26 protein-coding genes are annotated in these 24,410 nt (G+C 69.2%); 15 read left to right on the top strand and 11 right to left on the bottom strand.

Features of this window, described 5'->3' with window-relative positions; translation table 11 throughout:
- The first annotated feature begins 356 nt into the window (after window positions 1–356).
- The 5 genes from OXS27_RS28240 (at window position 357) to OXS27_RS28220 (ending at window position 5,517) form a co-directional block, all read left to right on the top strand.
- On the top strand, window positions 357–1,052 hold the full coding sequence (locus OXS27_RS28240) for a response regulator transcription factor (protein WP_243925411.1): 696 nt from the start codon (window positions 357–359) through the stop codon (window positions 1,050–1,052).
- A 5-nt stretch (window positions 1,053–1,057) separates the two neighbouring features.
- Window positions 1,058–2,521 (top strand): ATP-binding protein, encoded by a 1,464-nt coding sequence (locus OXS27_RS28235; RefSeq protein WP_276592689.1) that lies wholly within the window; start codon window positions 1,058–1,060, stop codon window positions 2,519–2,521.
- 242 nt (window positions 2,522–2,763) lie between these two features.
- Window positions 2,764–3,894 (top strand): patatin-like phospholipase family protein, encoded by a 1,131-nt coding sequence (locus tag OXS27_RS28230; protein ID WP_267360641.1) that lies wholly within the window; start codon window positions 2,764–2,766, stop codon window positions 3,892–3,894.
- A 63-nt stretch (window positions 3,895–3,957) separates the two neighbouring features.
- Window positions 3,958–4,701: an acetoacetate decarboxylase gene (locus OXS27_RS28225; protein WP_267360639.1), complete on the top strand. Its 744-nt coding sequence runs from the start codon at window positions 3,958–3,960 to the stop codon at window positions 4,699–4,701.
- 30 nt (window positions 4,702–4,731) lie between these two features.
- Window positions 4,732–5,517 carry a 3-hydroxybutyrate dehydrogenase gene (locus OXS27_RS28220; RefSeq protein ID WP_243925418.1) on the top strand — a complete coding sequence of 262 codons (786 nt, stop codon included), beginning with the start codon at window positions 4,732–4,734 and terminating at the stop codon, window positions 5,515–5,517.
- Between the two features lie 46 nt (window positions 5,518–5,563).
- Here OXS27_RS28220 and OXS27_RS28215 read toward each other — a convergent pair whose 3' ends face one another.
- Both OXS27_RS28215 and meaB read right to left on the bottom strand, forming a co-directional pair.
- Window positions 5,564–5,941 (bottom strand): CsbD family protein, encoded by a 378-nt coding sequence (locus OXS27_RS28215; protein WP_243925420.1) that lies wholly within the window; start codon window positions 5,939–5,941, stop codon window positions 5,564–5,566.
- Window positions 5,942–6,079: 138 nt separating this feature from the next.
- The gene (gene meaB / locus OXS27_RS28210; RefSeq protein WP_267360637.1) at window positions 6,080–7,066 is read right to left on the bottom strand and encodes a methylmalonyl Co-A mutase-associated GTPase MeaB; all 987 of its coding nucleotides are present in this window, start codon (window positions 7,064–7,066) and stop codon (window positions 6,080–6,082) included.
- 170 nt (window positions 7,067–7,236) lie between these two features.
- Here meaB and OXS27_RS28205 point away from each other — a divergent pair, with 170 nt between their 5' ends.
- Window positions 7,237–8,265 (top strand): alpha/beta hydrolase, encoded by a 1,029-nt coding sequence (locus OXS27_RS28205; protein WP_267360635.1) that lies wholly within the window; start codon window positions 7,237–7,239, stop codon window positions 8,263–8,265.
- Window positions 8,266–8,275: 10 nt separating this feature from the next.
- Here OXS27_RS28205 and OXS27_RS28200 read toward each other — a convergent pair whose 3' ends face one another.
- Window positions 8,276–9,157, bottom strand: a complete 882-nt coding sequence (locus OXS27_RS28200; RefSeq protein ID WP_267360633.1) for a transglutaminase family protein — start codon at window positions 9,155–9,157, stop codon at window positions 8,276–8,278.
- Window positions 9,158–9,390: 233 nt separating this feature from the next.
- On the opposite strand from OXS27_RS28200, the gene OXS27_RS28195 reads away from it, so the two are divergent.
- From OXS27_RS28195 to OXS27_RS28185, 3 genes are all read left to right on the top strand, one after another.
- The gene (locus tag OXS27_RS28195) at window positions 9,391–9,735 is read left to right on the top strand and encodes a hypothetical protein (protein ID WP_243925428.1); all 345 of its coding nucleotides are present in this window, start codon (window positions 9,391–9,393) and stop codon (window positions 9,733–9,735) included.
- 68 nt (window positions 9,736–9,803) lie between these two features.
- Window positions 9,804–10,322, top strand: a complete 519-nt coding sequence (locus OXS27_RS28190; RefSeq protein WP_243925430.1) for a DUF533 domain-containing protein — start codon at window positions 9,804–9,806, stop codon at window positions 10,320–10,322.
- Window positions 10,323–10,637: 315 nt separating this feature from the next.
- The gene (locus OXS27_RS28185; RefSeq protein ID WP_267360630.1) at window positions 10,638–11,642 is read left to right on the top strand and encodes an esterase; all 1,005 of its coding nucleotides are present in this window, start codon (window positions 10,638–10,640) and stop codon (window positions 11,640–11,642) included.
- Window positions 11,643–11,861: 219 nt separating this feature from the next.
- Here the strand turns inward: OXS27_RS28185 and OXS27_RS28180 are convergent, their stop codons facing one another.
- Together OXS27_RS28180 and OXS27_RS28175 are read right to left on the bottom strand one after the other, a co-directional pair.
- Window positions 11,862–13,043, bottom strand: coding sequence for a pyridoxal phosphate-dependent aminotransferase (locus OXS27_RS28180; RefSeq protein WP_267360628.1), 1,182 nt, complete (start codon window positions 13,041–13,043; stop codon window positions 11,862–11,864).
- Between the two features lie 23 nt (window positions 13,044–13,066).
- A complete protein-coding gene (locus tag OXS27_RS28175; protein ID WP_243925435.1) occupies window positions 13,067–13,258 on the bottom strand; it encodes a hypothetical protein in 192 nt (63 codons plus the stop codon).
- A gap of 247 nt (window positions 13,259–13,505) precedes the next feature.
- On the opposite strand from OXS27_RS28175, the gene OXS27_RS28170 reads away from it, so the two are divergent.
- Window positions 13,506–13,739, top strand: coding sequence for a hypothetical protein (locus OXS27_RS28170; protein WP_243925437.1), 234 nt, complete (start codon window positions 13,506–13,508; stop codon window positions 13,737–13,739).
- Between the two features lie 6 nt (window positions 13,740–13,745).
- Here the strand turns inward: OXS27_RS28170 and OXS27_RS28165 are convergent, their stop codons facing one another.
- Window positions 13,746–15,140: an ATP-binding protein gene (locus OXS27_RS28165; protein ID WP_267360645.1), complete on the bottom strand. Its 1,395-nt coding sequence runs from the start codon at window positions 15,138–15,140 to the stop codon at window positions 13,746–13,748.
- A gap of 387 nt (window positions 15,141–15,527) precedes the next feature.
- Here OXS27_RS28165 and OXS27_RS28160 point away from each other — a divergent pair, with 387 nt between their 5' ends.
- Genes OXS27_RS28160 through OXS27_RS28145 form a run of 4 tightly spaced genes read left to right on the top strand, consistent with a single transcriptional unit; the run spans window position 15,528 to window position 18,169 of the window.
- Entirely contained in the window at window positions 15,528–15,851 is a 324-nt protein-coding gene (locus tag OXS27_RS28160) for an XdhC family protein (RefSeq protein ID WP_091720836.1), read from the top strand.
- Window positions 15,851–16,552, top strand: a complete 702-nt coding sequence (locus OXS27_RS28155; RefSeq protein WP_243925439.1) for an XdhC family protein — start codon at window positions 15,851–15,853, stop codon at window positions 16,550–16,552. Before OXS27_RS28160 ends, OXS27_RS28155 begins: the two co-directional genes overlap by 1 nt.
- Window positions 16,549–17,583, top strand: coding sequence for a molybdopterin-binding protein (locus tag OXS27_RS28150; RefSeq protein WP_267360623.1), 1,035 nt, complete (start codon window positions 16,549–16,551; stop codon window positions 17,581–17,583). Before OXS27_RS28155 ends, OXS27_RS28150 begins: the two co-directional genes overlap by 4 nt.
- Complete coding sequence (locus OXS27_RS28145; protein ID WP_243925443.1) at window positions 17,576–18,169, top strand: nucleotidyltransferase family protein; 594 nt, start codon at window positions 17,576–17,578, stop codon at window positions 18,167–18,169. The genes OXS27_RS28150 and OXS27_RS28145 overlap by 8 nt, the downstream gene beginning before the upstream one ends.
- Before the next feature lie 4 nt (window positions 18,170–18,173).
- On the opposite strand, the gene OXS27_RS28140 is transcribed toward OXS27_RS28145, so the two are convergent.
- Window positions 18,174–18,341 (bottom strand): DUF2256 domain-containing protein, encoded by a 168-nt coding sequence (locus OXS27_RS28140; protein ID WP_243925445.1) that lies wholly within the window; start codon window positions 18,339–18,341, stop codon window positions 18,174–18,176.
- A 9-nt stretch (window positions 18,342–18,350) separates the two neighbouring features.
- Window positions 18,351–19,553, bottom strand: coding sequence for an OpgC domain-containing protein (locus tag OXS27_RS28135; protein ID WP_267360620.1), 1,203 nt, complete (start codon window positions 19,551–19,553; stop codon window positions 18,351–18,353).
- A gap of 259 nt (window positions 19,554–19,812) precedes the next feature.
- Between OXS27_RS28135 and OXS27_RS28130 the strand changes: the two genes are divergently transcribed.
- Complete coding sequence (locus tag OXS27_RS28130; protein ID WP_267360618.1) at window positions 19,813–20,760, top strand: NAD(P)-dependent oxidoreductase; 948 nt, start codon at window positions 19,813–19,815, stop codon at window positions 20,758–20,760.
- Between the two features lie 109 nt (window positions 20,761–20,869).
- Here OXS27_RS28130 and ettA read toward each other — a convergent pair whose 3' ends face one another.
- The 3 genes from ettA to OXS27_RS28115 all read right to left on the bottom strand — a co-directional run bounded on the left by ettA (window position 20,870) and on the right by OXS27_RS28115 (window position 23,915).
- Window positions 20,870–22,522 (bottom strand): energy-dependent translational throttle protein EttA, encoded by a 1,653-nt coding sequence (gene ettA / locus OXS27_RS28125; protein WP_243925452.1) that lies wholly within the window; start codon window positions 22,520–22,522, stop codon window positions 20,870–20,872.
- A 181-nt stretch (window positions 22,523–22,703) separates the two neighbouring features.
- A complete protein-coding gene (locus tag OXS27_RS28120) occupies window positions 22,704–23,012 on the bottom strand; it encodes a hypothetical protein (RefSeq protein WP_267360615.1) in 309 nt (102 codons plus the stop codon).
- A gap of 9 nt (window positions 23,013–23,021) precedes the next feature.
- Window positions 23,022–23,915: a DNA/RNA non-specific endonuclease gene (locus OXS27_RS28115; RefSeq protein ID WP_267360613.1), complete on the bottom strand. Its 894-nt coding sequence runs from the start codon at window positions 23,913–23,915 to the stop codon at window positions 23,022–23,024.
- Window positions 23,916–24,410 lie beyond the last annotated feature (495 nt).

Genomic DNA, 24,410 nt, shown 5'->3' with positions numbered 1-24,410 from the left:
ACGCCCTCAACACGATATCGACGACGCAAACAGGCCGCTCCTTTTGGAGCGGCCTGTTTGCGTTCGTGCGCATTGCGTCGGTCGAACCTTGCCGGAAAGTCATCTGGCCGCGACCGTCCCGTAACCGGCGTTCGCTCACAGTTCCCACAGCACCGATCTGCGCGACGGATCGTGCGAACGAAGCCGCAGGCCGACCTCGTGCCCTCCGAGGTCTTTGGCGCCGCGCTTCGGAACGGGCCGGGACCTACGCCCCATGGTTCCGGCCCGTTCACCGCGCGAGAGGGGAGGGGAGTGGGTTGACCATGCTGAGCGAGGCACGTTCCCCCGATCCACGCGGCGCGCTATGGACCGGATCCATGCGACTGCTCATCATCGAGGACGACCGGGACGCGGCGGCTTATCTGGTCAAGGCGTTCCGCGAAACCGGGCACGTCGCCGACTGCGCGCATGACGGGCTGGACGGCTACGCGCTGGCCCGCGAGGGCGCTTACGATGTGCTGATCGTCGATCGCATGTTGCCCAAGCTCGACGGCCTGTCGCTCGTTCGCTCTTTGCGCGAGCAGAAGGTGGCCACGCCCGTCCTGATCCTGTCGGCGCTCGGTCAGGTCGATGATCGCGTGAAGGGGCTGCGCGCCGGCGGCGACGACTACCTGCCGAAACCCTATGCGTTCTCGGAGCTGCTCGCCCGCACCGAGGCCCTGGCCCGGCGGCAGCTCGGATCCGGCACTGCGGAAGAGACCCGCTATCGCGTCGGCGATCTCGAACTCGACCGGCTGTCGCACCGCGTCACGCGGTCGGGGCGCGAGATCCTGCTGCAACCGCGGGAGTTCCGGCTCCTCGAATACCTGATGCGCCATGCCGGCCAGGTGGTGACCCGCACGATGCTGCTGGAACACGTCTGGGACTACCATTTCGATCCGCAGACCAACGTCATCGACGTCCATGTCTCCCGCCTGCGGGGCAAGCTCGACAAGGGATTCCCGTCGCCGATCATCCACACGGTCCGCGGGGCAGGTTACGTGCTGCGCGTCGATGAGGGCGCGGCCGGGTGAACCGGCTGCCGACCGACGCGCTCACTCCGTCCGAGACTGGCGCGGCGCGCTTCCAGAAACTCTTCCGCACCACCGCGTTCAAGCTGTCGCTCGCCTATCTGGCGATCTTCACGCTCTGCGCCTTCCTGGCGCTCGGCTACGTCGCCTGGAACGCGCGTGCGGTGCTGGACGACCAGATCGTGTCGACGATCGATGCCGAGATCAACGGCCTGTCGGAGCAGTACAACACCGGCGGCCTGCGTCGCCTGATCACCGTGGTCGAGCGACGCTCGCGGGAGCCGGGCGCCTCCCTCTACCTCGTCACGACGGCCGGCGGTGACCACGTGGTCGGAAATGTCGGCTACGTTCCGGCCGCAATCCTGGCGACGCCCGGTCAGAGCGAGACCCGCTATGGCCGCAACGACTCGGATGCCGAGGCACACCGGGCGATCGTGCGAGTCTTCACCCTGCCGGGTGGCTTCCGGCTGCTCGTCGGCCGGGACACGGAGGAGCGCGACCGCCTGCGGGCGGTGATCGGCCGGGCCTTCGGCACCTCCGTGGCCGCTATCATCGTCCTCGGGGTCATCGGCGGCTGGCTCGCGGCGAGTCGCGTCCTGCGCCGGGTCGACGCCATGACGCAGACCACCCGGGCGATCATGGCGGGTGACCTCGACGGACGCCTGCACGTCGCCGGAAACGGCGATGAACTCGACCGCCTCGCATCGAGCCTCAACCTGATGCTGGAGCGCATCGGCGAGCTGATGCGCGGGATGCGCGAGGTCTCCGACAACATCGCCCACGATCTGAAGACGCCTCTGACCCGCTTGCGCAACCGCGCCGACGAGGCTCTGCGCCGGCCCTCGACACCCGATGAGCTGCGCGCCGCTCTGGAAGCGGTGATCGAGGAGGGCGACGGGCTGATCCGGATCTTCAACGCGCTGCTGATGATCGCCAGGCTCGAAGCCGGCAGCGCAAGCGACATCATGGCACCCCACGACCTCGGTGCGGCGGCCCGGGGTGTCGCAGAGCTCTACGAGGCGCTCGCCGAGGATCAGGGCTTCACCCTGGAGGTCTCGGCGGAGGATGGGGTCGTGGTCGAGGCCAATCGGGAGCTGATCGGACAGGCGCTGGCCAACTTGCTCGATAACGCCCTGAAGTATGGTGCTCCGCCGGGGGGCGGGCCGGGGCGGATCACCGTGGCGGTCTGGCGTGAGAGCGGGCTCGCTCGTCTCGCGGTTTCCGACAGCGGCCCCGGCATTCCCGAGGGTGCACGCGCGCATGTGCTCGCGCGATTCGTCCGTCTGGAGCAATCCCGGTCGCAGCCCGGGCTCGGGGTCGGCCTCAGCCTCGTCAACGCGGTGGTGCGCCTTCACCGGGGCACCCTGCATTTGCGCGACAACGGCCCCGGCCTGCGTGTGGAGGTATCGCTGCCGCTGGCCCAGGGCGATGCGGCCGGCGCGGCGGGACCCGCAGGGGTGGGGCTCGGATAGGGACGGCGTGCTGCGTGCCGAACCGGGACGATGCCGTGCGCGTTCGATCTCGTCCGGTGCCAGATGCTGCCGAACAGCGACACGGTCGATCGGATGAAGCAGGCAGGACCGCACAAGGCGCCATCCGCGTCGGGCTGGCTTCCCTGTGGACAGGGCCCGCGCGCAGCTCGGTCGTGACAGGATGTCACATTCCTAAGATCTGGATCTGCCACAGAGCACGCGGCTCGAAGCGTGGCAGTTTGATGATCGCATCCGAGACCCTGTATCCGTCCGGTGAAGCTTCGGTGCTCGTCCTGCAGGGCGGCGGTGCGCTGGGATCCTATCAGGCCGGCATCTACGAAGCGCTCGCCAAGGAGGAGACGACAGTCGATTGGGTCGCCGGGATCTCGATCGGTGCCATCAACGCGGCGCTGATCGCGGGTAATCCGCCGGACCGGCGCGTCGCCCGGTTGCGGGAATTCTGGGAGCTGGTCTCCTCGGATCTGACAGCGAAGCCGTTCGTCCCGGGTGAGCAGGCCCGGACGGCGTTCAACGAGATGTCGGCAGCCTGGATCGCAACCTTCGGCGTGCCGGGGTTCTTCACGCCGCGCGTGCCGCCCGCGGCGTTCTACCCGCCCGGCGCTCCGGAGGCGCTCAGCCTCTACGACACCGGGGCCCTCAAGGGCACGCTGGAGCGGCTGGTCGATTTCGACCGGATTAACCGGGGCGAGGTCCGGCTCAGCGTCGGCGCCGTGAACGTCCGCTCGGGCAACTTCATCTATTTCGACACCCGGACCGACCGGATCGGTCCGGAACACATCATGGCCTCGGGGGCGCTGCCGCCCGGCTTCCCGCCGGTGATCATCGACGGCGAGGCCTATTGGGACGGTGGCCTCGTCTCGAACACGCCCCTCGATTACGTGCTCGACACCGAGCGCCAGCGCGATCTGGTCGTCTACCAGGTCGATCTGTTCTCGGCCCAGGGGGCGATGCCCCGCACCCTGGTCGACGCCGCCGAGCGCGAGAAGGACATCCGCTATTCGAGCCGGACCCGGCTTAACACCGACAAGAACATCGAGATCCGCAAGGCCAAGCGCGCCATGCGGCGGCTGATCGAGAAGCTGCCGCCGGAGATGCGGGCCGACGACGACGTGACCTTCCTGCGCCAGGTCACCCGCCAGAACTTCATCACGATGATGCAGCTGATCTACCGGCAGAAGAGCTACGAGGGGAACTCGAAGGATTACGAGTTCTCCCGGGCCACGATGCTGGAGCACTGGCAGGCCGGGCAAGACGATGCTGTCCGGTCCCTGCGCCACCGGCGCTGGCGTGAGCGGGCGCATAACGAGGACGGCGTCGCCGTCTTCGACCTCAGCCGGCACGCCCGCGATTGACACGACCCTGACGGCAGCCGGGGCGGACCGATCGCCCCAGCCCGGACGAGCGGAGGTTTGACCATGACCCGCGACGAGATCCTGTCCACGACCTCGATGCCCGCCTTCAGCCCGAGCTATCCGCGCGGGCCCTACCGCTTCTGCCAGCGCGAATACCTGATCATCACCTACGAGACCGATCCCCTCGCCCTGCGCCGGGCGCTGCCGGAGCCGCTGGAGCCGCACCCGGACAACCTCGTCTTCTACGAGTGGATGAAGATGCCCGATTCCTCGGGCTTCGGCGATTACGAGGAGAGCGGCAGCGGCGCGTATGCCTTCTACAACGGCGAGCCGTGCAATTTCTCGATCCAGATGTACCTCGACGACGAGCCGCCGATCACCGCCGGCCGCGAGATCTGGGGCTTTCCGAAGAAGTGGGGCCAGCCCCAGCTCAAGCTCATGAAGGATACCCTGACCGGGACGCTGTTTTACGACGAGGAGCGGGTCGCGATGGGCACCATGACCTATAAGCACGAGAGCCTGGAGCACGATCTCGGTTCCGTCCGCGAGGGCTTGCGCAAGCTCAACATCAACCTGAAGCTGCTGCCGGATGTCGACGGCCAGCCGAAGCTCGCCCAGCTCGTGGGCTACCGGCTGGAGGACGTCACGGTCCACGGCGCCTGGAACGGCGAGGGCCGCCTCGATCTGATCCCCCACGTCAATTGCCGCGTCGCCGACCTGCCGGTGCGCCGGATCGTCGGGGCGCGCCACATGGTCGTGGACTTCACCCTCCCGTACGGCACAGTGCTGCACGACTATCTCGCCTGATCACAGGCCCGCCCAGATCCGGAGGATGCCATGACGCTCAAGACCAAGACCGCCCTCGTCACCGGCTCGACCAGCGGGATCGGGCTCGCGATCGCCCGGGCGTTCGCCGCCGAGGGGGCCAACATCGTGCTGAACGGCTTCGGCAAGCCGGATGAGATCGAGCAGGCCCGCACCGCCATCGAGACGGAGTTCGAGGTGCGCGCGCTCTATTCCGGGGCCGACATGTCGAAGCCCGCCGAGATCGACGCGATGGTCCGGGACGCGCAGGGATGCTTCGGATCCCTCGACGTGCTGGTCAACAATGCCGGCATCCAGTTCGTTTCGCCGATCGAGGATTTCCCGGCGGAGAAATGGGAGCAGATCATCGCGATCAACCTGTCCTCGGCCTTCTACGCGATGCATGCCGCCATCCCCGGCATGAAGGCGCGGGGCTGGGGGCGGATCATCAACACCGCCTCGGCCCACTCGCTGGTGGCCTCCCCGTTCAAGTCGGCCTACGTCGCCGCCAAGCACGGCATCGCCGGCCTGACCAAGACGGCGGCGCTGGAACTCGCGCCCCACAAGGTCACGGTGAACTGCATCTCGCCGGGCTATGTCTGGACGCCCCTCGTTGAGGCGCAGATCCCCGACACCATGAAGGCCCGCGGCCTTACCAAGGAACAGGTGATCGAGGAGGTGCTGCTCAAGGCGCAGCCGACCAAGGAGTTCGTCACCGTCGATCAGGTCGCCGCGCTCGCGGTGTTCCTGTGCTCCGACGCGGCGAGCCAGATCACCGGTGCCAACATCCCGATGGATGGTGGCTGGACGGCGCAGTAGCGGCGTATTCGGCCCCGCCCGCGCGACCGGGCGGGGCCGTGTTCGATCAGCGGCGGCCGTGGATCAGCAGGGCGATGCCGTAGCCGACCGCGCCCGCGATGAGCAGCGCGACGAGGGGATTCTCTTCGACCCGAGCGCCGACGGCGGCGCGGCCGTCGCGCAGATAGGAGCCGCTGCGCTCGTAGGCGTCACTCGCATAGTCGCCGGCGCGGTCATACGCGTCGCTGGCGACGTCGCTGGCTTGGTCGGCGATGTCACGGGCCTTGTCCTTCACCTGCCCGTAGACGTTCTGCGCCTGGCCCTGGGCGTCGCGGAAGCGCCCCTCGACCGAGTCCCGGTTCGAGCCGACGAAATCGCCGGCCGCGCTCTGAACCTTGCCGACGGCTTCCTTGGCGCCGCCGACGATCCGATCCGTATCCACCATGACACTCTCCTGGACGTGCGCGGCACCGAGACGGCGGCGCCGCTCGATACGCCGTCGTCCTCGGAACGCGCGAGATGGGGTTTGTGCCCCCCGTCCGGCTGGAATTTGTGCGCCCGGAGCCCGACTGAGCCTTTGGTGTCAGAGCCCGATCAATTCGGCGATCGCGGTTGCGCCTGCGGCCGGCGAGGTCTCACCTCGGGCCACGGCCGCCTCCGCCTCGGCGGTGCGGCGGCGGACCTCCGGCGACCCGACGAGGCGCTGGTGCAGTCGCTCGTCGACGAGCGCCCACATCCACTTCACGTCCTGAGTCCGACGCTTCGCCTGGATCTCGCCGGTGGCGGTGAGCTTCTCCCGGTGATCGACGATCCTGGCCCAGAGGGCGTCCAGCCGCAGGTTGTGGAAGCCCGAGATGGTCACCACCGGCGGCGTCCAGGTCGCGGAGGCCGGGGTGAGGATGTGCAAGGCCGCCCGGTATTCGGAGGCCGCCGCGTTGGCCCGATGCTCGGCCTCGCCGGCATCGGCCTTGTTGACCGCGATCATGTCGGCGAGTTCGAGGATGCCCTTCTTGATACCTTGAAGCTCGTCGCCCGCCCCGGGGAGCATCAGCACGAGGAAGAAGTCGGTGAGGTCCGCCACCGCGGTCTCCGACTGGCCGACGCCGACCGTCTCCACCAGGATCACGTCGAACCCGGCCGCCTCGCAGAGCAGCATGGTCTCGCGGGTCTTGGCCGCGACACCGCCCAAGGTGCCCGAGGACGGAGAGGGGCGGATGAAGGCGTTCGGATCATGGGCGAGGCGGGCCATCCGGGTCTTGTCGCCCAGGATCGAGCCACCGGTGCGCGAGGAGGACGGGTCGACCGCCAGCACCGCCACCTTGTGGCCGGCCGCCGTCAGGTTCGAGCCGAGGGCATCGATGGTGGTCGATTTGCCGACGCCGGGCACGCCGGTAATTCCCACCCGGATCGCCTTGCCGGTCTGCGGCAGCACGGAATCGATCAGCGTGGCGGCCAGCGCCCGATGATCGGCCCGCTTCGACTCGGCCAGGGTGATGGCTCGGGCCAGGGCGGCACGGTCGCCATGCAGCAGGCGCTCGCGCAGGTTCTCGATATCGATGGACGGCGTCATACCTCTTCATGGCGGGGACGCGGGCCGCCGTCGAGGGGGAGCGCGGCTTGTGTCCCGCGCACAACAAGCCACACCGTGCCCGTACTCCACAGCGATCCGTGACGCGCCTGCCCCGCCACGGCCAAGATCATGCGCCAGGGAAGCGGCCCCCGCCCGAGCGTACCCGGATCATGCCGAGCCAGACCGTCTCACGCCGCGTTATCCTCCGGTTCGGTGCCCTTGCGGGCGCTGCTGGTCTTGCCCCGTCTCTCGGCGCCTGCGTCACCGACGATCTCGGGACCGGCTCGGCTTTGCCCGAGAAGCAATCTGCGCTCGATGTCATGCCGGTGCTGCTGGTCGCCACGACCCGCAAGCCCGTGGGCAACCCGCCGCGGCCACCGTATTTCAGCAGCGAGCGCGGCCGGGGACTCAGCTTCGCGGAGGTGCGTCTGTCGCCCCCGGACCGGTCGCTGCTCGGAAAGGTCTCCGCAGTCATCACCGGCGACTGGACCATCGGCGCCGTGCCCAAGACCGAGAGCGGGCCCGGCGCGGCCGATGCGTTCGCGCAGGCGGCCCTCGGCCGCGACGTGCTGATCTACGTCCACGGCTATCGCGAATCGTTCGAGTCGGCCGCCGTCAGTGCCGCGCGGCTGTCGGACGGGATCCGCTTCCGCGGCGTTTCAGGCCTGTTCACGTGGCCCTCCGCGGCCGCGACCCTGGATTACAACTACGATCGCGAGAGCGCGTTGTGGTCGCGGGACGCCTTCGAGGATCTGCTCAAGGCGCTGGCCGCGACGCCGAGCGGCGGCCGCATCAACATCGTGGCGCACTCGATGGGCACGCTCCTGACGCTGGAAACCGTGCGCATGCTGCGCGCGGAGGCCGGCGAGGCGGCGATGGCGCGCCTCGGCGCGGTGGTGCTGGCCGCCCCCGACATCGACTTCGACCTGTTCTCCAACGGCGTCTCCCGGCTCGGGCCGGACGTGTCGAAGATCACGGTGATCTCGGCGACCAACGACCGGGCGCTCGAACTCTCCGCGGCTCTGGCCGGCGGCGTCCGCGCGGGCGCGGTGGACCGTGCGAAGCTGGAGGCGCTCGGCGTGCGCGTCGCCGACGCCTCGGATTACGGCGGCGGCCTGATCAACCACGACCTGTTCCTGTCGAACCCGGAGGTGCAGGGCGTGGTCAAGCGGGCGATCGCGCGGGGGGCGGGGGTCTGAGGCTCGACCGTCACCCGGTCCGGGTCGCCATGCTCTGCGGCGGCAAGGGTTCCTCCGGCGGGATCGCCGCGTCGGACCCGTCGCTGTGGTCGATCTCGTCGGCCCAGACCCGGAAGCCCACCAGAGGGTTGGGCCCGAAGGTGTGGGTCAGCGGCACGTCCGCGGCGTCGCGCCCGTAGGCCACCATCACCCGCCCGATCCGCGGAGCGTTGTTGCGCGGGTCGAACACGTGCCAGCGCCCGCCGAGATAGACCTCCATCCAGGCGGCGAAATCGCCGGCCGGGTGCGGCTCGGGCTCGCCGATGAAGCTGATGTAGCCGGTGCAGTAGCGGGTCGGCACGTTCAGGGCCCGGCACAAGGCCACCGCGAGATGGGTGAAGTCCCGGCAGACACCACGCCCGCCCGCATAGGCGTCCAGGGCGGTGCGGTCCCGGTGGGCGAACTCGTAGCCGAACGCAATGTGGTGGTGGACGAAATCGCAGACCGCCTGCACCCGGTCCCAGCCCGGCGCGACGTCGCCGAACAGCCGCCACGCTTCGTCCGCCAGCAGGTCCGATTCGCAGTAGCGGCTCGGCAGGAGGAACACGATGGTGTCTGCGGGGAGCGCCTCGATCGTATGCTGCTCGGCCTCCCGGTGGGCCGCATCGCGCGCGCCGTCGTCGCGGATCACCGCGTCGGTGCCGATGGTGAAGTTGCCGGCCGGAGCGGTCAGGCGGCCGCACAGGTTGCCGAACCCATCGCGGTAGGTCTCCACCGGAACGGGGGGCTCGGTGCGCAGCGTATCGGGCGTTTCGAGGGCGTCGGCCCGGGTGGGATGCACATTGAGCATGACCACCATGGGCACCGGATAGGGGAAGGCGTAGCGCATCTCGCAGCCGAGCCTGATCCGCATGCGCGGTGATCCTTTTGTCCGTTGTTGTCCCGAGCCAGGTGCGCCGCGCCAAATCGCGCCGGCACCGTGGCGACGGGCTTGGCGCCCGCTCGCTTCACCCCTACAGCATCCCCTTGGCGGCGCTCAGGACCGCCGGACGAAACCCACGGGTTTTCGTCCGGGGCCCGGCGTCGCACCCGCGCGATCCCGCTGATCGGGCGCGCCTGAGGACGGTTACGAGAGGGATGCCGGCCATGTTCACGCTCGAGATCGAGGGCACCGCCGTAGCGGTGATCAACAGCGACGAGGCGTCCGCCAAGGACCTGTTCACCTGTGCGGGCTTCAAGGAAGACATCCGGACCATGACGAGCGAGGGCAAGCCGCTCTGGAACGGCACCTCGGCGCTCAAGATCCGGGCCGCCACCGAGGACGAGATCGAGATCTTCGAGGACGCCCTCGCTGAGGATGACGGGGAAGGTGAATACGTCGAGGACGCGCACCATTCCGGCACCGATTCGGACGGCGAGACCGACGAGGACGAGGCCGACATCGTCTTCTTGGTCGACATCGACGAGGACGAGGATGAAGCCGACGCCTGAACGCGGCTGAACCGAAGCGCCCCCCGGCCGTTTTCGAACCGATTCGGGAACGAGACCGGGAGGGTTGCATGGCCGATAGCAGGCGGATGGTGGACGCGTTGGTGCGCTCACGACGGAGCGGCCTCGCCGCGGGCGCGGCGCTGGGTGGGCTCGCGCTGATCAGCGGCCTCGCCTTCCGGGCCCTGCGCGGCACCGAGGCACCAACGCCAGCCACGGGCGGTCCGGATTTTACCGCCGTCGCCGAGGATGAGGCCCGCCTGATGCTCCGGGCGATGGTGGCGGCCACGACGGCCGACGGCCTGGTCGATGCCGCGGAGCGCAAGCGCCTCCAGGCCGCCGTCTCCGAGGCCGGGCTCGATGCGGACGGGCAATCCTGGCTGGAGCGGGAGCTCGAAAGCCCCGCCGATGTGGACGAGATCGCCGAGCGGGTGGCGGGCCCCGACGCTGCGGCCCGGATCTACGCGGCAGCCCGGCTCGCCATCGATCCCGACACGCTGCAGGAGCGCCAGTTCCTGAAGATGCTGGCCGAAGCCCTGGATCTGCCCGCCGACGCGACGAGCCGTATCGAACGCGACATCGCCGCCTGACCGTCGCCGCACGGCTTGGCACGCTCGACGCTGCGAGGACCCTTCCGCCATCGGTGCGGAGGTCCGTGCGGTGCGGGACCGGGATCTTATCGAACTGGGCTGGAAACAGCTTTTGTTGCGGGTTTCCGCCGTTCTGCAACACCAAACGATGCTTTGGGGAAGATCTGGCTGATGAAGCGCTGGCTAATCGGCGCCAGTCTGCTTAGCATCGCGGCCCGGGGAAGGGCCGGACAGGCCCGATCGAGAGGGCCGGGACGCATCATGGCAGGATTGTCGCTGCCCGCTTTTTCCCGCGCATGGCCGGCCGTCTGTGCGATGGCCGCCCTGTTGCTGACTGGAGCCGCCGAGGCGGCCGAACCGTCGCCGGGACCGCTCACTATCGCCGCGCAGGGCAGCTTTTTCGTGGGCGGCCGCGACGTTCAGTCCGACACACTCTCGACGCTGCCGGCCTACGCGCCCTCGGGGACGATCAGCGTCGACCAGATCTATGTCCGCTATCAGCTCCCGGTCGCGCCGGTCCGGCCGCCGCTGGTCCTGATCCATGGCTGCTGCCTCACGGGAAAAACCTGGGAGACGACGCCGGACGGCCGCATGGGCTGGGACGAGTACTTCGTGCGCCGCGGCTTTCCGACCTACGTGATCGATCAGGCGTGGCGCGGCCGCTCGGCGGCGAGCCCGGCCCAGGTCGACGCGGTGAAGATGGGCCGAGCCGAGCCCAACACGCTGCCGGCGGTGTTCTCGGCCGGCCGTGAGCCGGCCTGGGCGATCTTCCGGTTCGGCCCGGAATACCCGAAGGTGTTTCCGGGGATGCAGTTCCCCCTGGAGGAGCAAGAAGAGTTCTGGAAGCAGATGGTCCCGGACTGGTCGGCTGCCCTGCCGATGCCGAACCCCACCGTGCCGGCCCTGTCGGAACTCGCTAAGCGGCTCAAGGGCGCGGTGCTGGTCTCGCACTCGCAATCGGGGATCTACCCGTTCCAGACCACCGCCCTCGACCGCACGGGCATCCGTGCGATCGTCGCCATCGAGCCCGCTGGCTGCCCGGACCCGGCCAAGGACGACCTCGCGCCGTACAAGGACCTGCCGATCCTGGTCCTGTTCGGCGACTACGTCGACACCTCGTCACGCTGGGCGCCCCGGCTCAAGCAATGCCGCGGCTTCGTGGCGGCGGCCAACGCCGCGGGCGGCCGCGCCGAGCTGATCCTGCTGCCGGAGATCGGCATCCACGGCAATTCGCACATGCTGATGCAGGACAAGAACAGCCTCGACATCGCCGATTGGCTCGCCGGCTGGATCGAGAAGCGGGCCGCAGTGAGATCCTGAACGGCTGATTTCTTCCCACCGCTGCGGGCTACGATCGTCACCTATCTGGGTTGGGCATCGTTGTTCCTGACGGAGCGCAATAGGTCCCCTCTCGCGAGTGATAGAGGGGACGAGTGCTCGATCCTGAACCAGCCTGTGCGGACCTGATTTTTGAACCCGCAAGCCAGCAGCGGCGGAGGGAGTTTACGCGGCAGATCCAGTCCGACGCTCGTAAGCCGCTCAGCCCGGCTTGCGCCCGCTCAGGAATGTCCCCATCCGCTCCAGCGCCCGGCGGATATTTGCCTCCGAGTTGGCGTAGGATAGGCGGATGTAGCCCTCGCCGTGGACGCCGAAATCCGGTCCGCCAATCACCGCCACGCCTGCCTCTTCGAGAAGCGTGGAGGCTAGCGCCTTCGCCTTCCAGCCGGTCTCGGAGATGTTCGGGAAGGCGTAGAACGCCCCCTTCGGCGCAATGCAGGAAACCCCCGGCAGGGCGTTCAAGCCGTCCACCACGATCGCCCGGCGCCGGTCGAACGCGGCGACCATGTCGGCCACGCAATCCTGCGGGCCGTCGAGGGCCGCGATGCCGGCCCACTGCGTCGATGCGTTGACGCAGGAATGCGCGTTGACCGCCAGCTTGCGCGCGGCGTCGTAGAGCGGCTTCGGCCAGACCGACCAGCCCAGCCGCCAGCCGGTCATCGCGTAGGTCTTGGAGGCCCCATCGAGGTAGATCAGCCGATCGCGGATTTCTTCGTAGGTCAGCAGCGAGTGATGGGCCTCGCCGTCGTAGGTCATCGTGCCGTAAATCTCGTCCGACAGCACCGCCACGTCGGGATGGTCGGCTAATCCCCGCACCAAGGCGTCGATCTCGGCCTTCGGGGTCACGCCGCCCGTCGGGTTCGCCGGAGAATTGACGATCAGCAGCCGGGTCTTGGTAGTAATCAGCGACAGGGTCTCGGCCGCCGAGAACGCGAAGCCGTTCGCCTCGCGGATCGGCACCGGCACAGGCGTCGCGCCCGTGAACTCGATCATCGAGCGGTAGATCGGGAAGCCGGGATCCGGGTACAGGATCTCCACGCCGGGCGCGCCGAACATCAGGATCGCCATGAACATGGTGACCTTGCCGCCCGGCACGATCATCACTGAATCCGGTGAGACCGCGACCCCGTGGCGGCGGTGGATGTCGCGGGCAACCGCTTCGCGCAGGGGCGGGATACCGACCGCCGGGGTGTAGCCGTGATGGCCGTCGCGCAACGCCTTGATGCCGGCCTCGACCACATGGGGCGGGGTCGGCATGTCGGGTTGGCCGATGCCGAGATTGATCACGTCGCGGCCCTGGGCCGCCAGGGCCTGGGCGCGGGCCAGCACCGCGAAGGCGTTCTCCTCGCCAATGCGGGAGAAGGCCGGAACCACGTGCAGCATCGCGCCCTCCGCGCTTTGGAGCGTCAGGGCTTGGTGCGCTCGCCGAGCTTCATGGCGGCGAACGACATCCCCACGGAGATCAGGCCGAGAATCACGAAGGTCTTCACCGAGGCGTAGAACAGGGCCGGCTCGATGCCCGTGTCGGTGTAGAGCACGAGGCCGATCGCCGCGAGCGGCAGCGAGAGCAGGATGAAGAGGGGAACGAGCGGGTTCATGTTCGGCACTCGGATCCGGCGTGCAACGGCGTGCGCGCCCCTGGAAAACGAATCTGCATAGCACCGTGCCGCGACGGTTGGGACCCCGGCGGCTGCAGTTTTTCGCCGAGCCGCTGATCCGCTCACGCTTGCTCAATCTTTCGGCCCGATACTGATCATGGGAGATCGAAAGCGAATGAGCCGATCAACGGTCCAGTGGCCAGGAAAAGGGCCGGGCGCTTCGGGCGCCGGTGCGTCCCCCGTCGATATGTTGGCCACACAGATCGGGAAACTGCTGCGCCACCCGGCCTACCGGCGTGGCGCGATCGTCAGCCCCCTGTTGCTGCGCCACCTGCCGACCGATGCTGGTTATGCCTGGAATGGGGAGGCCGCCCTGCGCGCACGCCTCACGGCGGCCGGTCTCGACGCGGCCAGCATCGATCATCTGTTGCGGAACGCCCAGGACGAGTTCCTGCGCCTGCGCCGGCCCGCCGACGCCTGAAGCGGTTCAGGCCGGGACCCGGACCGTGGCCCGCAGGCCGCCGAGCGGGCTGTCGTGCAGGGCGATGTCGCCGCCATGGGCCCGGGCGATGTCCCGGGCGATCGCGAGCCCCAGGCCGGAGCCGCCGGCATCCTGCCGGGCATCGTCAAGCCGCACGAAGGGTTTGAACACCGCCTCCCGGCTCTCCGGGGGGATGCCCGGCCCGTCGTCGTCGATCGAGACGAAGAAGGCGCGGGCCTCCAGCCGGCCGGAAATCGCCACCGTCTCGCCGTACCGGGCGGCGTTGGACGCCAAGTTGAACAGGCAGCGTCGGAAGGCATCCGGGCGCACCGTGATCTCGGGCGCCCCGGCCAGCTCCACCGTGGAGACATGCGCGCCGAGCCGCTCGACATCGGTGCGGATATCCTCCAGCAGCGACCGCATGTCGGTGGGGCTGGCGAGCTCGGCCGAATCCCCGCGGGCGAAGGCGAGGTAGCCTTCGAGCATCCGGCTCATCTCGTCGACGTCGCGGCTGAGATCCTCGATTTCGTCCGTCTGCTCGATCAGCGCCAGGGACAGGCGGAACCGGGTCAGGATCGTGCGCAGATCGTGGCTGACGCCGTTCAGCATCGTGGTGCGCTGTTCCATCGCCCGCTCGATGCGCCGCTTCATCTCGATGAAGGCGTGGCCGGCCTGCCGCACCTCCCGGGCGCCCCGGGGACGGAACTCGATCTCCCGGCCCTTGCCGAACCCCTCTGCCACGGCGGCGAGCCGCAGGATCGGCTTGATCTGGTTGCGCAGGAACAGGATCGCGACGCCGAGCAGGACCAGCGAGGAGCCGATCATCCACACGAGGAAGATGTGCGAGTTCGACGCGTAGGCCTGGCTGCGCCGGGCGGTGATCCGCATCACCCCGTCGGGGATCGCCACCCGGATCTCGATCAGGTTCGAGCGGCCGACCGTGTCGATCCAGAAGGGGCGGCGGATCTGACGCTGGATCTCGTCCGAGAGGGCCTCGTCCAGGATCGAGAAGAACGGCCTCGGCCCCGGCGGTGGCAGCTTGGCGCCCTTGAGGATGTCCAGGTCGAGGTTCAGCCGTTCGCCCGCGATGCGCGAGAGGGTCTCGGCGTCCTTGTCCTGCGGATAGCTCTCGTAGATGTCGATCAGCGCGGCGACGTCGGCGGTGACCGCCGCCGAGAGGCGCTTGGTCACGAGCTGCCAATGCCGCTCCATGAAGGTGTAGGCGATCACCGACTGGAGCAGCACCACCGGCGCGATGATGATGATCAGCGACCGGGCGTAGAGCCCCTTCGGCAGCCGGTCGCCGACCGCGCGGCTGATCCGCTTCCACAGCCGGCGCGGGCCCGAACGCGGGGGATCCTGGCGCAGGGCGCGGGCGAGGGCGGGATCGGGGGCGTTCATGGGGGCGCCCGCCCGGATCGAGGCCACGGGGCGGTCGAAGTATCGGTTGCCCTAAGGCCTCCAATCCGCACCCCCATCCTGAGGTGCGGCGCAGCCGCCTCGAAGGAGGCCTCCAGAAATCGCGGCGCGCTCTGGAGGGCCCCTTCGAGGCCTTCGCTGCGCTCCGGCGCCTCAGAATGAGGTGATGGGTTGGATAGGCCGAACACGTTTCGGAACACCGAATCCGCCGAGGAACGAAGCCCTTAGAGTATTGACGTTCGCCGTTCTCCGCCATCGTGTCATGAGACGCGATCGCGATCGCGGGTGCCGGACCGCCTTGCACCGCGCCGCGAGGGCCATACCTGTAGCGCGCGGGGGGCACCCGCCGGCCCAAGGCATTTCCAGGCCATGCTCAGCACAGATACCGACATCCTCTCCGCTGCCGAATCCTGGCGGCGCGACGGCCGCGCCGTAGCTCTGGCGACCGTCATCGAGACCTGGGGCTCCGCCCCGCGTCCGGTGGGCAGCCACCTCATCGTAGACGACGCGGGCAACTTCCTGGGCTCCGTCTCGGGGGGATGCGTGGAGGGCGCCGTGATCACCGAGGCCATCGAGGTGATCGAAGCCGGGGCGCCGCGCGTCCTCGAATTCGGCGTGGCCGACGAGACCGCGTGGCGGGCCGGCCTGTCCTGCGGCGGGCGGATCCGGGTCTTCGTCGAGCGGGTCGACTGATGCGCGCCGACCTCCTGTCCGTCCTCAACGCCGAGCGGGCCGCCCGCCGGGCCGCCATCCTGGTCACCGACATCGCCGACGGCGCGCAGCGCCTCGTGCGCGAGTCGGAGATCGTCGTCGATCCGCTCGGCGCGGTGCTGGCCAAGCATCTCGCCTCGGCCAAGAGCGGCCTCGTGGAGGCGGACGGACGCACGCTCTTCCTCACCGTCCACGTGCCGCCGGTGCGGCTCGTGGTGATCGGTGCCGTCCATATCTCGCAGGCCATGGCGCCGATGGCGGCGGGGCTCGACCTCGCGTTGACGGTGATCGATCCGCGGACCGCCTTCGCCACGCCCGAGCGCTTCCCGGGTATCGAACTCGTGGCCGAATGGCCGGACGCCGTGCTGGGCTCCCGCGTGCCGGCGCTCGATCGCTACTGCGCGCTCGCTGCACTGACCCACGATCCGAAGATCGACGATCCGGCGCTGAAGGCGGCGCTCGCTGCGGACTGCTTCTACGTGGGCGCTCTTGGCTCCCGGAAGACGCACGCGGCCCGCGTCGCCCGGCTCACCGAAGCCGGCTTCACGCCGGAGCAGATCGGCCGGATCCGTGCGCCGATCGGGCTGCCGATCGGAGCGGTCAGTCCAGCCGAGATCGCGCTTGCCGTGCTCGGCGAGGTCGTGGCCGCTTTGCGCCACGTGCCCCGCCCGGAGGCCGCGTGAGGTTCGGTCCCGTCCCGCTCGCCGAGGCGGCCGGGCTGATCAGCGCCCATACCGTGCGGCGGGAGGGGCTGACCCTGCGCAAGGGCGCGGTGATCCCGCAGGATCTGGCAGCGGAGCTGGCCCGTTCCGGTGTGTCGGAGATCGTGGCGGCTGCCCTCGAACCGGGCGATGTCGGTGAGGATGCCGCCGCCGCGCGCTTGGCCGCTCACCTCGCCGGGCCGAACCTGCGGGTGGAGGCGCCGTTCACCGGCCGCTGCAACCTGTACGCCGAGACCGCAGGCGTCCTGACCCTGGAACCGGCCCGGATCGACGCCGCGAACGCGGTCGATGAGGCGGTCACGGTGGCCACGCTCCCCCGGTTCAAGCCAGTGGTGGCAGGCGAGATGATCGCGACCGTCAAGATCATCCCCTACGCAGTGACCGGCGCGGTGCTGGACTGCGCCTGCGCGGCGGCCGGGGGCGGCACGCTCGCGGTGGCACCCTATCGCCGCCGCCGGGTGGGCGTCGTGTCGACCCGGCTGCCAAGCCTCAAGGAGGCGACGATCGACAAGACCCTCCGGGTGCTGGCCGAGCGCCTCGCCCCAGCGGACGCCACGATCGTGGCCGAGACCCGGGTGCCGCACGCGGCCGATGCCGTCGCGGAGGCCCTGGCGGGCGCGATCGACGGCGCCGGGGCCGATCTCGTGGTGGTGTTCGGCGCTTCGGCCATCGCCGACCGGCGCGACGTCATCCCGGCCGGCATCGAGGCCGCCGGGGGCCGGGTCGCCCATCTCGGGATGCCGGTCGATCCCGGCAACCTGCTCCTCGTCGGCAGCCGGGGCGACGTTCCGGTCATCGGCGCCCCGGGCTGCGCGCGCTCGCCGAAGGAGAACGGCTTCGACTGGATCCTCCACCGCCTGCTCGCCGACCTGACCGTGACCCGGGCCGACATCGTGGCGCTGGGCGTCGGCGGCCTGCTCATGGAGATCGTTTCCCGACCGCAGCCCCGCGCCGGGGGGGAGGCCGTCGGCGAGGCGGAGGCCGATGCCTGAGATCGGAACGGTGCTCCTCGCCGCAGGACGCGGCAGTCGGTTCGGCCCGGCGCCGAAGCTGCTCGCGCGGCTCGACGGGAAACCCCTGGTCCGCCACGCCGCCGAGGCCGCCCTGGGTGCCGGGCCGCGCCCGGTGGTCGCCGTGCTGGGCGCGCACGCGGATGCGGTCCGGGCGGCGCTCGACGATCTCGAACTGATCCGCGTGGAGAATCCCGATTACGCCGCCGGCCTCGCCACGTCGCTGCGGGCCGGGCTCGCGGCGCTGCCGGCATCCTGCACCGCCGCCGTGGTGGTGCTGGGCGACATGCCGCGGGTGACGGCCGCCCACATCGACCGCCTCGTGGCGGCCTTCGCGGATGCGGAGCCGGCAGCCGTGGTCCCCGTGCAGGACGGGCGTTACGGGAACCCGGTCCTCCTGAACCTGCGCCGCCTCGGCGCCGACATCGCGCATCTGCGCGGCGACCATGGCGCCGGGCCGCTCCTCCGGGGACGAGCGGATGTGCTGGAGATTCCAGGCGACGCCGCCACCGGCCTCGACATCGACACGCCGGCCGCACTCGCGGCCCTGCGGGACATTCAGGCCTGAGCGGTCAGGCCTCGGCGTGCTTCCGCGCCGTGCGGGCGTCGGCGCGGCACCGGTCCGAGCAGTAGCGCACCTCGTCCCAGACACGTGCCCACTTCTTCCGCCACGCGAAAGGCTTTCCGCATTGTTCGCAGACCTTCTGCGGAAGGTCGCCCTTGCGGCGCATCGGCGGCATCCGTCCTCCTCATCCCTGCACCGGCCCAGCGTTCGGGCGATCCTGGGCTTGCCTGTGCCGCGCGCGCGCATCCAAGAGGTGCGCGAGACCCAGCATGACCGCGAGACCGCCGACATTGACGGCGACCTGAAGCGGCCATGTGGCGTCGAAGGTCCGGTAGAGGATGCGGCCGATGAGCGCCGCCAGGCAGCCGGCGGCGAAGACTTCCAGCGAATGCCGGCCGCAGGCATCGATCAGCCGGAGCCGGCGCCAACGGCTGAGGCGGGCGACCACGGGTATGCTGCGCAGCAGATAGATCAGCGCCAGGATGTCGAGCAGCCGCAGGGGGCCGACATGGCTCTTGTCGGGCGCCTCGATCGCCAGCGGCCTGAGATCCGGCAGGCCCCACGCGGTCCAGGAGCCGCCCTGCAGCAGCGCGAAGCCGAGATAGGCACCGGCCGCCGCCGCAGCCCAGGTGCGCCAGGGCAGCAGCCCGTCCCCGGCCCGGACGGCAAGCGCCAAGGCCGCCCCGACCACGAACAGGAACTGCCACGCGAACGGATTGAAGTACCATCCGTCATCGACCGCGGCGGCGTTCGGCAGGTTGAGCTGGTGATCGACGTTTGCCGCGAGCCACAGCGTGCCGGACAGCGCCAGCACGCCCCACACGCCGCGCCGCATTCCGAAATGGACGAGCGGGAACACGGCCAGCAGCAGGATGTAGAGCGGCAGGATGTCGAGGTAGTTGGGCAGCGCGTTCAGCGCGAGCCCGCGCAGCAGGCCCGGCACGAGGCCCATCTGGATCAGGGGCGCCACGCCGAATCGCGGCACGAGCCCGGTGAGATCCATCCAGATCCGGACGATGATCAGCGTGGCCAGGAGCAGCCCGGCCTGGAACAGGTAGATGCGCAGGCAGCGCCGGACGATGCGCGCCACCGCGGTCCGGGTCCCCGCCCGCCGGAACAGCCCGCCATAGGCGATCATGGAGGAGTAGCCGGCCAGCAGCACGAAGATTTCGGCCGCATCCGAGAATCCGAAATTGTGCAGCGTGAACAGGGCCGGGGCGTTGCGCGGGATGTGGTCGACGAAGATCGTCAGCAGCGCAAGGCCGCGCAACACGTCGACCCGCGCATCCCGCAGGGGCTTTGCGGGATGCGACGTCTCAGCGGGACCCGCTGGAGGACGCGGCGCGGCATTGAGCGCCGGGCGTTCGAGATCGTCGATGCTGTTCAAATCAGGTCATCGTCGGGTGCGCTGCGGCTGGCTACGGCGCGATAATACCGCAGTGCAGCGCGGGCGCTGCGGGAGACTACGTCGATCACGCGTCTTTGTTCACGGGCGGCGTGAGGTCGTCCGTCGATGGCGCTTGCCCGCGCTCCGGGTCCTGCCCGACGCGATGCGGCGAGGGACGCTCGCCTCGCGCCCGGAGGCGGTATAGACGCGACGGATCGATCCCGGCCGCCAGCGACGGTGCCGGGCAGGGGCAGGGTTCATGCGCGTCCTCGTCACCGGAGCCGGAGGTTTTCTCGGCCGCCGCCTGCTTGAGGCGCTGCGCCGGGACCTGCCCTCCGACAGCCGCATCCTCGGTATCGACCGCGCCGCGCAGCCGCCGCTCGACGGCGTGACGTTCCTCATGGTCGATCCGTTCGATGCCGGCCGGCTCGCCGCGGCGGTGGCGGACTTCGAACCGACCCTCGTGTTCCACCTCGCGGCCCTGGCCTCGGTCGCCCAATCGAGCGAGACGCCATCCTACGCGTGGCGGGCGGATCTCCTCGGCACGTTGAACCTCGCCGAGGCGCTGGCGAAATCGGGTGCGACCCTGGTGTTCCTGAGTGCGAGCGTGGTTTACGGCGAGGCGTTCCGGGTCCGGCCGCGTCCGGATGAGAGCGTGACCCCGCGGCCCGACACGATCTCGGGACGGACCAAGACCGCCTGCGAGTACATCCTGCGCGACGTGCTGGCGCATGCCGGCGCGAAGCATCTCGTGCTCCGGCCATCGAACTACATCGGACCCGGGCAGGCCGAGACCTTCGTGGTCGCCTCCCTGGCCGGCCAGATCGCCCGCATCGAGCGCGGGCTCGCGCCGCCGTGCCTGCAGGTCGGCGATCTCTCGGCCGGACGCGATTTCTTCGACGTGGCCGATTTCACGGCCGCCTGCATACGCCTGACCGAGCGGCTCGCGGATCTGCCGGATGGCGGCATCTACAATGTCGGATCGGGCACCGTGACCCCGGTCTCCGGGATCCTCAATGCGCTGCGCGATATGACGGACGCGACCTTCACGGTCCGGGTCGTGTCCGACCGGGTGCGGGACGCGAGCACCCTCGCCGAGGGCTGCGACCCGTCAGCCTTCATGGCGGCGACGGGCTGGAAGCCGGTCATTCCGCTCCCGCAGAGCCTGTCGGCGATCCTGGCGGAGGCGCGGGCACGGCTCGGGTGACGGGCCGGGGTCAGGGAGATCGAGCGCAGCGCCGTGGCGTCTCTCCCCCCACAGAAAAGGAGGGCGCGACATCCGGATGGATCGCGCCCCGCAATCGTCCCGCTGACGCTCAGCGCGAGAACCTCTTGTACTTGATCTTCTTCGGCATGATCGAATCGGCCCCGAGCCGCCGGACCTTGTCGGCCTCGTAGTCGGAGAAGTTGCCCTCGAACCATTCCACGTGGCTGTCGCCCTCGAAGGCGAGGATGTGCGTGGCGATGCGATTCAGGAACCAGCGATCGTGGCTGATGATCACCGCGCAGCCGGCGTAATCCTCCAGCGCGTCCTCGAGGGCGCGCAGGGTCTCCATGTCGAGATCGTTGGTCGGCTCGTCGAGCAGCAGCACGTTGGCGCCGCCCTTCAGGGTCCGGGCGAGGTGGACGCGGTTGCGCTCGCCGCCCGAGAGGGTGCCGACCTTCTTCTGCTGGTCGGGCCCCTTGAACGCGAAGGCCGCGCAATAGGCGCGCGAATTGATCTCGCGCTTGTTGAAATAGATGATGTCGTTGCCGCCCGAGACCTCCTGCCAGACCGTGGCGTTCGGATCGAGGGCATCGCGCGACTGGTCGACGTAGCCGAGCTTGACCGTCTCGCCGACCTCGATCTTGCCGTTGTCGGGCTTCTCCTGGCCGGTGATCATCTTGAACAGGGTGGTCTTGCCGGCGCCGTTCGGGCCGATCACGCCGACGATGCCGCCCGGCGGCAGCTTGAACGACAGATCCTCGATCAGCAGCCGGTCGCCGAACGCCTTGCTGAGGTGCTCGAACTCGATGACGTTGTTGCCGAGCCGCTCGTCGATCGGAATGACGATCTGCGCGGAGGCATCGACCTTGTTGTTCTGCTTGGCGACCAGCTCCTCGTAGCGCGTGATACGCGCCTTGGACTTGGACTGGCGGGCCTTCGGAGAGGCGGCGATCCACTCCTGCTCGCGGGCGATGGAGCGCTGCCGGACCATGTCCTCGCGGCCCTCCTGCTCCAGGCGTTTCTGCTTCTGCACCAGCCAGGCCGAATAATTGCCCTCGTACGGGATGCCCTTGCCGCGATCGAGCTCCAGGATCCAGCTCGTGACGTTGTCCAGGAAGTAGCGGTCGTGGGTCACGATCAGGATCGCGCCCGGATACTGGCGCAGGTGGCCTTCGAGCCAGTTCACCGTCTCGGCGTCGAGGTGGTTGGTCGGCTCGTCGAGGAGCAGCAGCTCGGGCTCCCACAGGAGCAGGCGGCACAGCGCGATGCGGCGGCGTTCGCCGCCCGAGAGCGTGGCGACCGGCTGCTCGTCGCTCGGGCAGCCCAAAGCCTCCATGGCTTGGTCGATCTTGGAATCGAGTTCCCAGAGGCCCAGCGACTCGATCCGGTCCTGGAGCTCGGTCATCTCGTCGGCGGTCTCCTCCGAGTAGTTCATGGCGAGCTCGTTGTAGCGGTCGAGCATCGCCTGCTTCTCGGCGACGCCTTCCATCACGTTCTCGCGGACGGACTTGTTCGGATCGAGCTGGGGCTCCTGCGGCAGGTAGCCGACGCGCGCGCCTTGGGCGACCCAGCCGTCGCCGGTGAACTCCTTGTCGAGGCCGGCCATGATCTTGAGCAGCGTCGACTTGCCCGAGCCGTTGATGCCCAGCACACCGATCTTGGCGTCGGGATAGAAGGACAGGTTGACGCTATCCAGAACCTTCTTGCCGCCGGTATAGGCCTTGGTCAGGCCCCGCATGTGGTAGATGAATTCGCGAGCCATCGCGGAAATCCTCGGCGTGGTGTGCGGGATGCGCGATGCGTGCCAATGGCACGGGGCAGGCGCGGGGCCCATCCCCCGTCCTGTACGCACGCCCCGACGATATAGGAATCACGCTGTTCGACTATCAGGCCCGCCGGGACGCGGCAAGGATGCCGGCTTTTCCCCCGCTTGACCGGGCCGCTCAGGCGAACGGGTTCGGGACCGATTTCGGCGCCGCCTCGGGCGCTTCGGCCACCGCCTCAGGCAGGTCGTCGCCCTCCAGGGCCTTCACGATGGCGTCGAGCGTCTGCTTGAGCAGCCGTGCCCGGGCGAGGCCCGCCTTGTCCCGGGTCAGATCGAGGGAGCCGTGGAGGGCGATCCGGTCGGTGCCGTTCTCGAAGCAGAGGGCGCCGATCGTGCGCGCTCCGGCATCGTCCGCGAAGGGCGCGAAGGAATCGGATGGGGGCTCGGCTTTGGCGCGGCGCTTGTCCGGCTGCCTGTCCTTTTGCATGCATCCCTCTCAGAAGATTCCGCGCAGCACGTCGCGGACGATTTTGCGCAGGGCGCGGTTGATCTCGCGCTGGAGCCAGTCCTGCCACGTCGGCTCATGGCGCAGACGGTGCTCGTCGGCGCGGGCGGAAGCGTGCGGGTCCGGCAGGGTCATCGCGGTGGTCCGGGCGCCGACCGGCAGCCCCGGGAAGACGTCGATCCCGGCCTGCCGGTTCAGCTCGTCGATGGAAACCGCTTGCCAGTCGCGTGAATCCGCGTTGCGGGCGAGATAGGCGCCGGCCTCGCCGCTCGCCGGATCGTAGAGGGCCTTGAACAGCTGGGTCGGCACCAGCACGGCGCCCTTGATCTGCTGGACGGCATCCCCCGAGAAGATGACGCCCGTCACCACGAAGATCGAGCCGCGCCGGGTCGCCAGCCGCCGTGTGCTCTCTTCGATATCGGCCCAGAGGCCGCGATTCAGGACCCGGTTCTGCGGCACGATGTTGGCGAGGCTGAAGGATTCGGCCTGGGCGCCGAGCGTCGGCATGTCGCCCGCCGGGGCGAGGTGGCCCCGGTCGAAGCCGCTGCGGACGTAATCCTCCAGCGAGGCCCGCTCGTCCGCCGGCAGCCGAAGTTCCTCGTGGAACGAATCGTCCCGCGCCACGGTGCGGGCTGCGGCGATGCTGGCGCGGGTCAGGTGCTCCGCGGAATAGAGCGGCGTGTGCGTCACGCCGGAATGGAGCACCGCAAACGCCTCGAAGCAGAGCGGGACCGTTCGCGTCGCCAGCTTGGGGTTTGTGAGAACCGGGGCCTGCCCGTTGGAGAACAGAGCCGGACAGGCATCCTCGGCCCGCGCGGCCGAAGCAGACGAAGCAATGAGAATGAACGCGGTGGCACAGAGCCTCCGGCGTGTGCTCACCAGCATACGCGCACCCGCCGCACGCCCTCCGGCGTCGGTCGGCTCCGCCACGCACAGGGGCGGCCGAGATGTCGGACGAAGGGCCGCACGTCACGATCCGGGCCGCCGGGGGCGAGCCGCGGCGGGCAATCGCCCAGGAAGTTGCAGAGGAAATCAAGGTTACCGTCCGGCTGTCGTGGCTGGGCGTAAGCTTCGCCGTTACCCGTAATCGCCAGCGTGAGCAGGATTGTGCACAGACGAGCCGGACTCAAAGGTGGACCTCTTGTGGCGGTGAAGGCACGTAACTGAAAAAAATGGCGACCTGACATTGATCGGGCCGCCGATCATCCGTAACTGGCACTATCATGACAGCGACGGACGGGTGGGTTCTAGCATGAACGCGGACCGCCGGATGCCTGTATCGCGCCGGCCCAGGGCACGCGAAGCGGCCGTCGCCACACTCGAACGAGCGGATTCGACCATTGGCGATATCACCTGAGCAATCGGCGTTGCTGGATCGCG

This window comes from Methylobacterium sp. GC_Met_3 (assembly GCF_026540775.1).
Taxonomy (GTDB): domain Bacteria; phylum Pseudomonadota; class Alphaproteobacteria; order Rhizobiales; family Beijerinckiaceae; genus Methylobacterium.
This window is presented reverse-complemented; position numbering and strand designations above follow the sequence as displayed.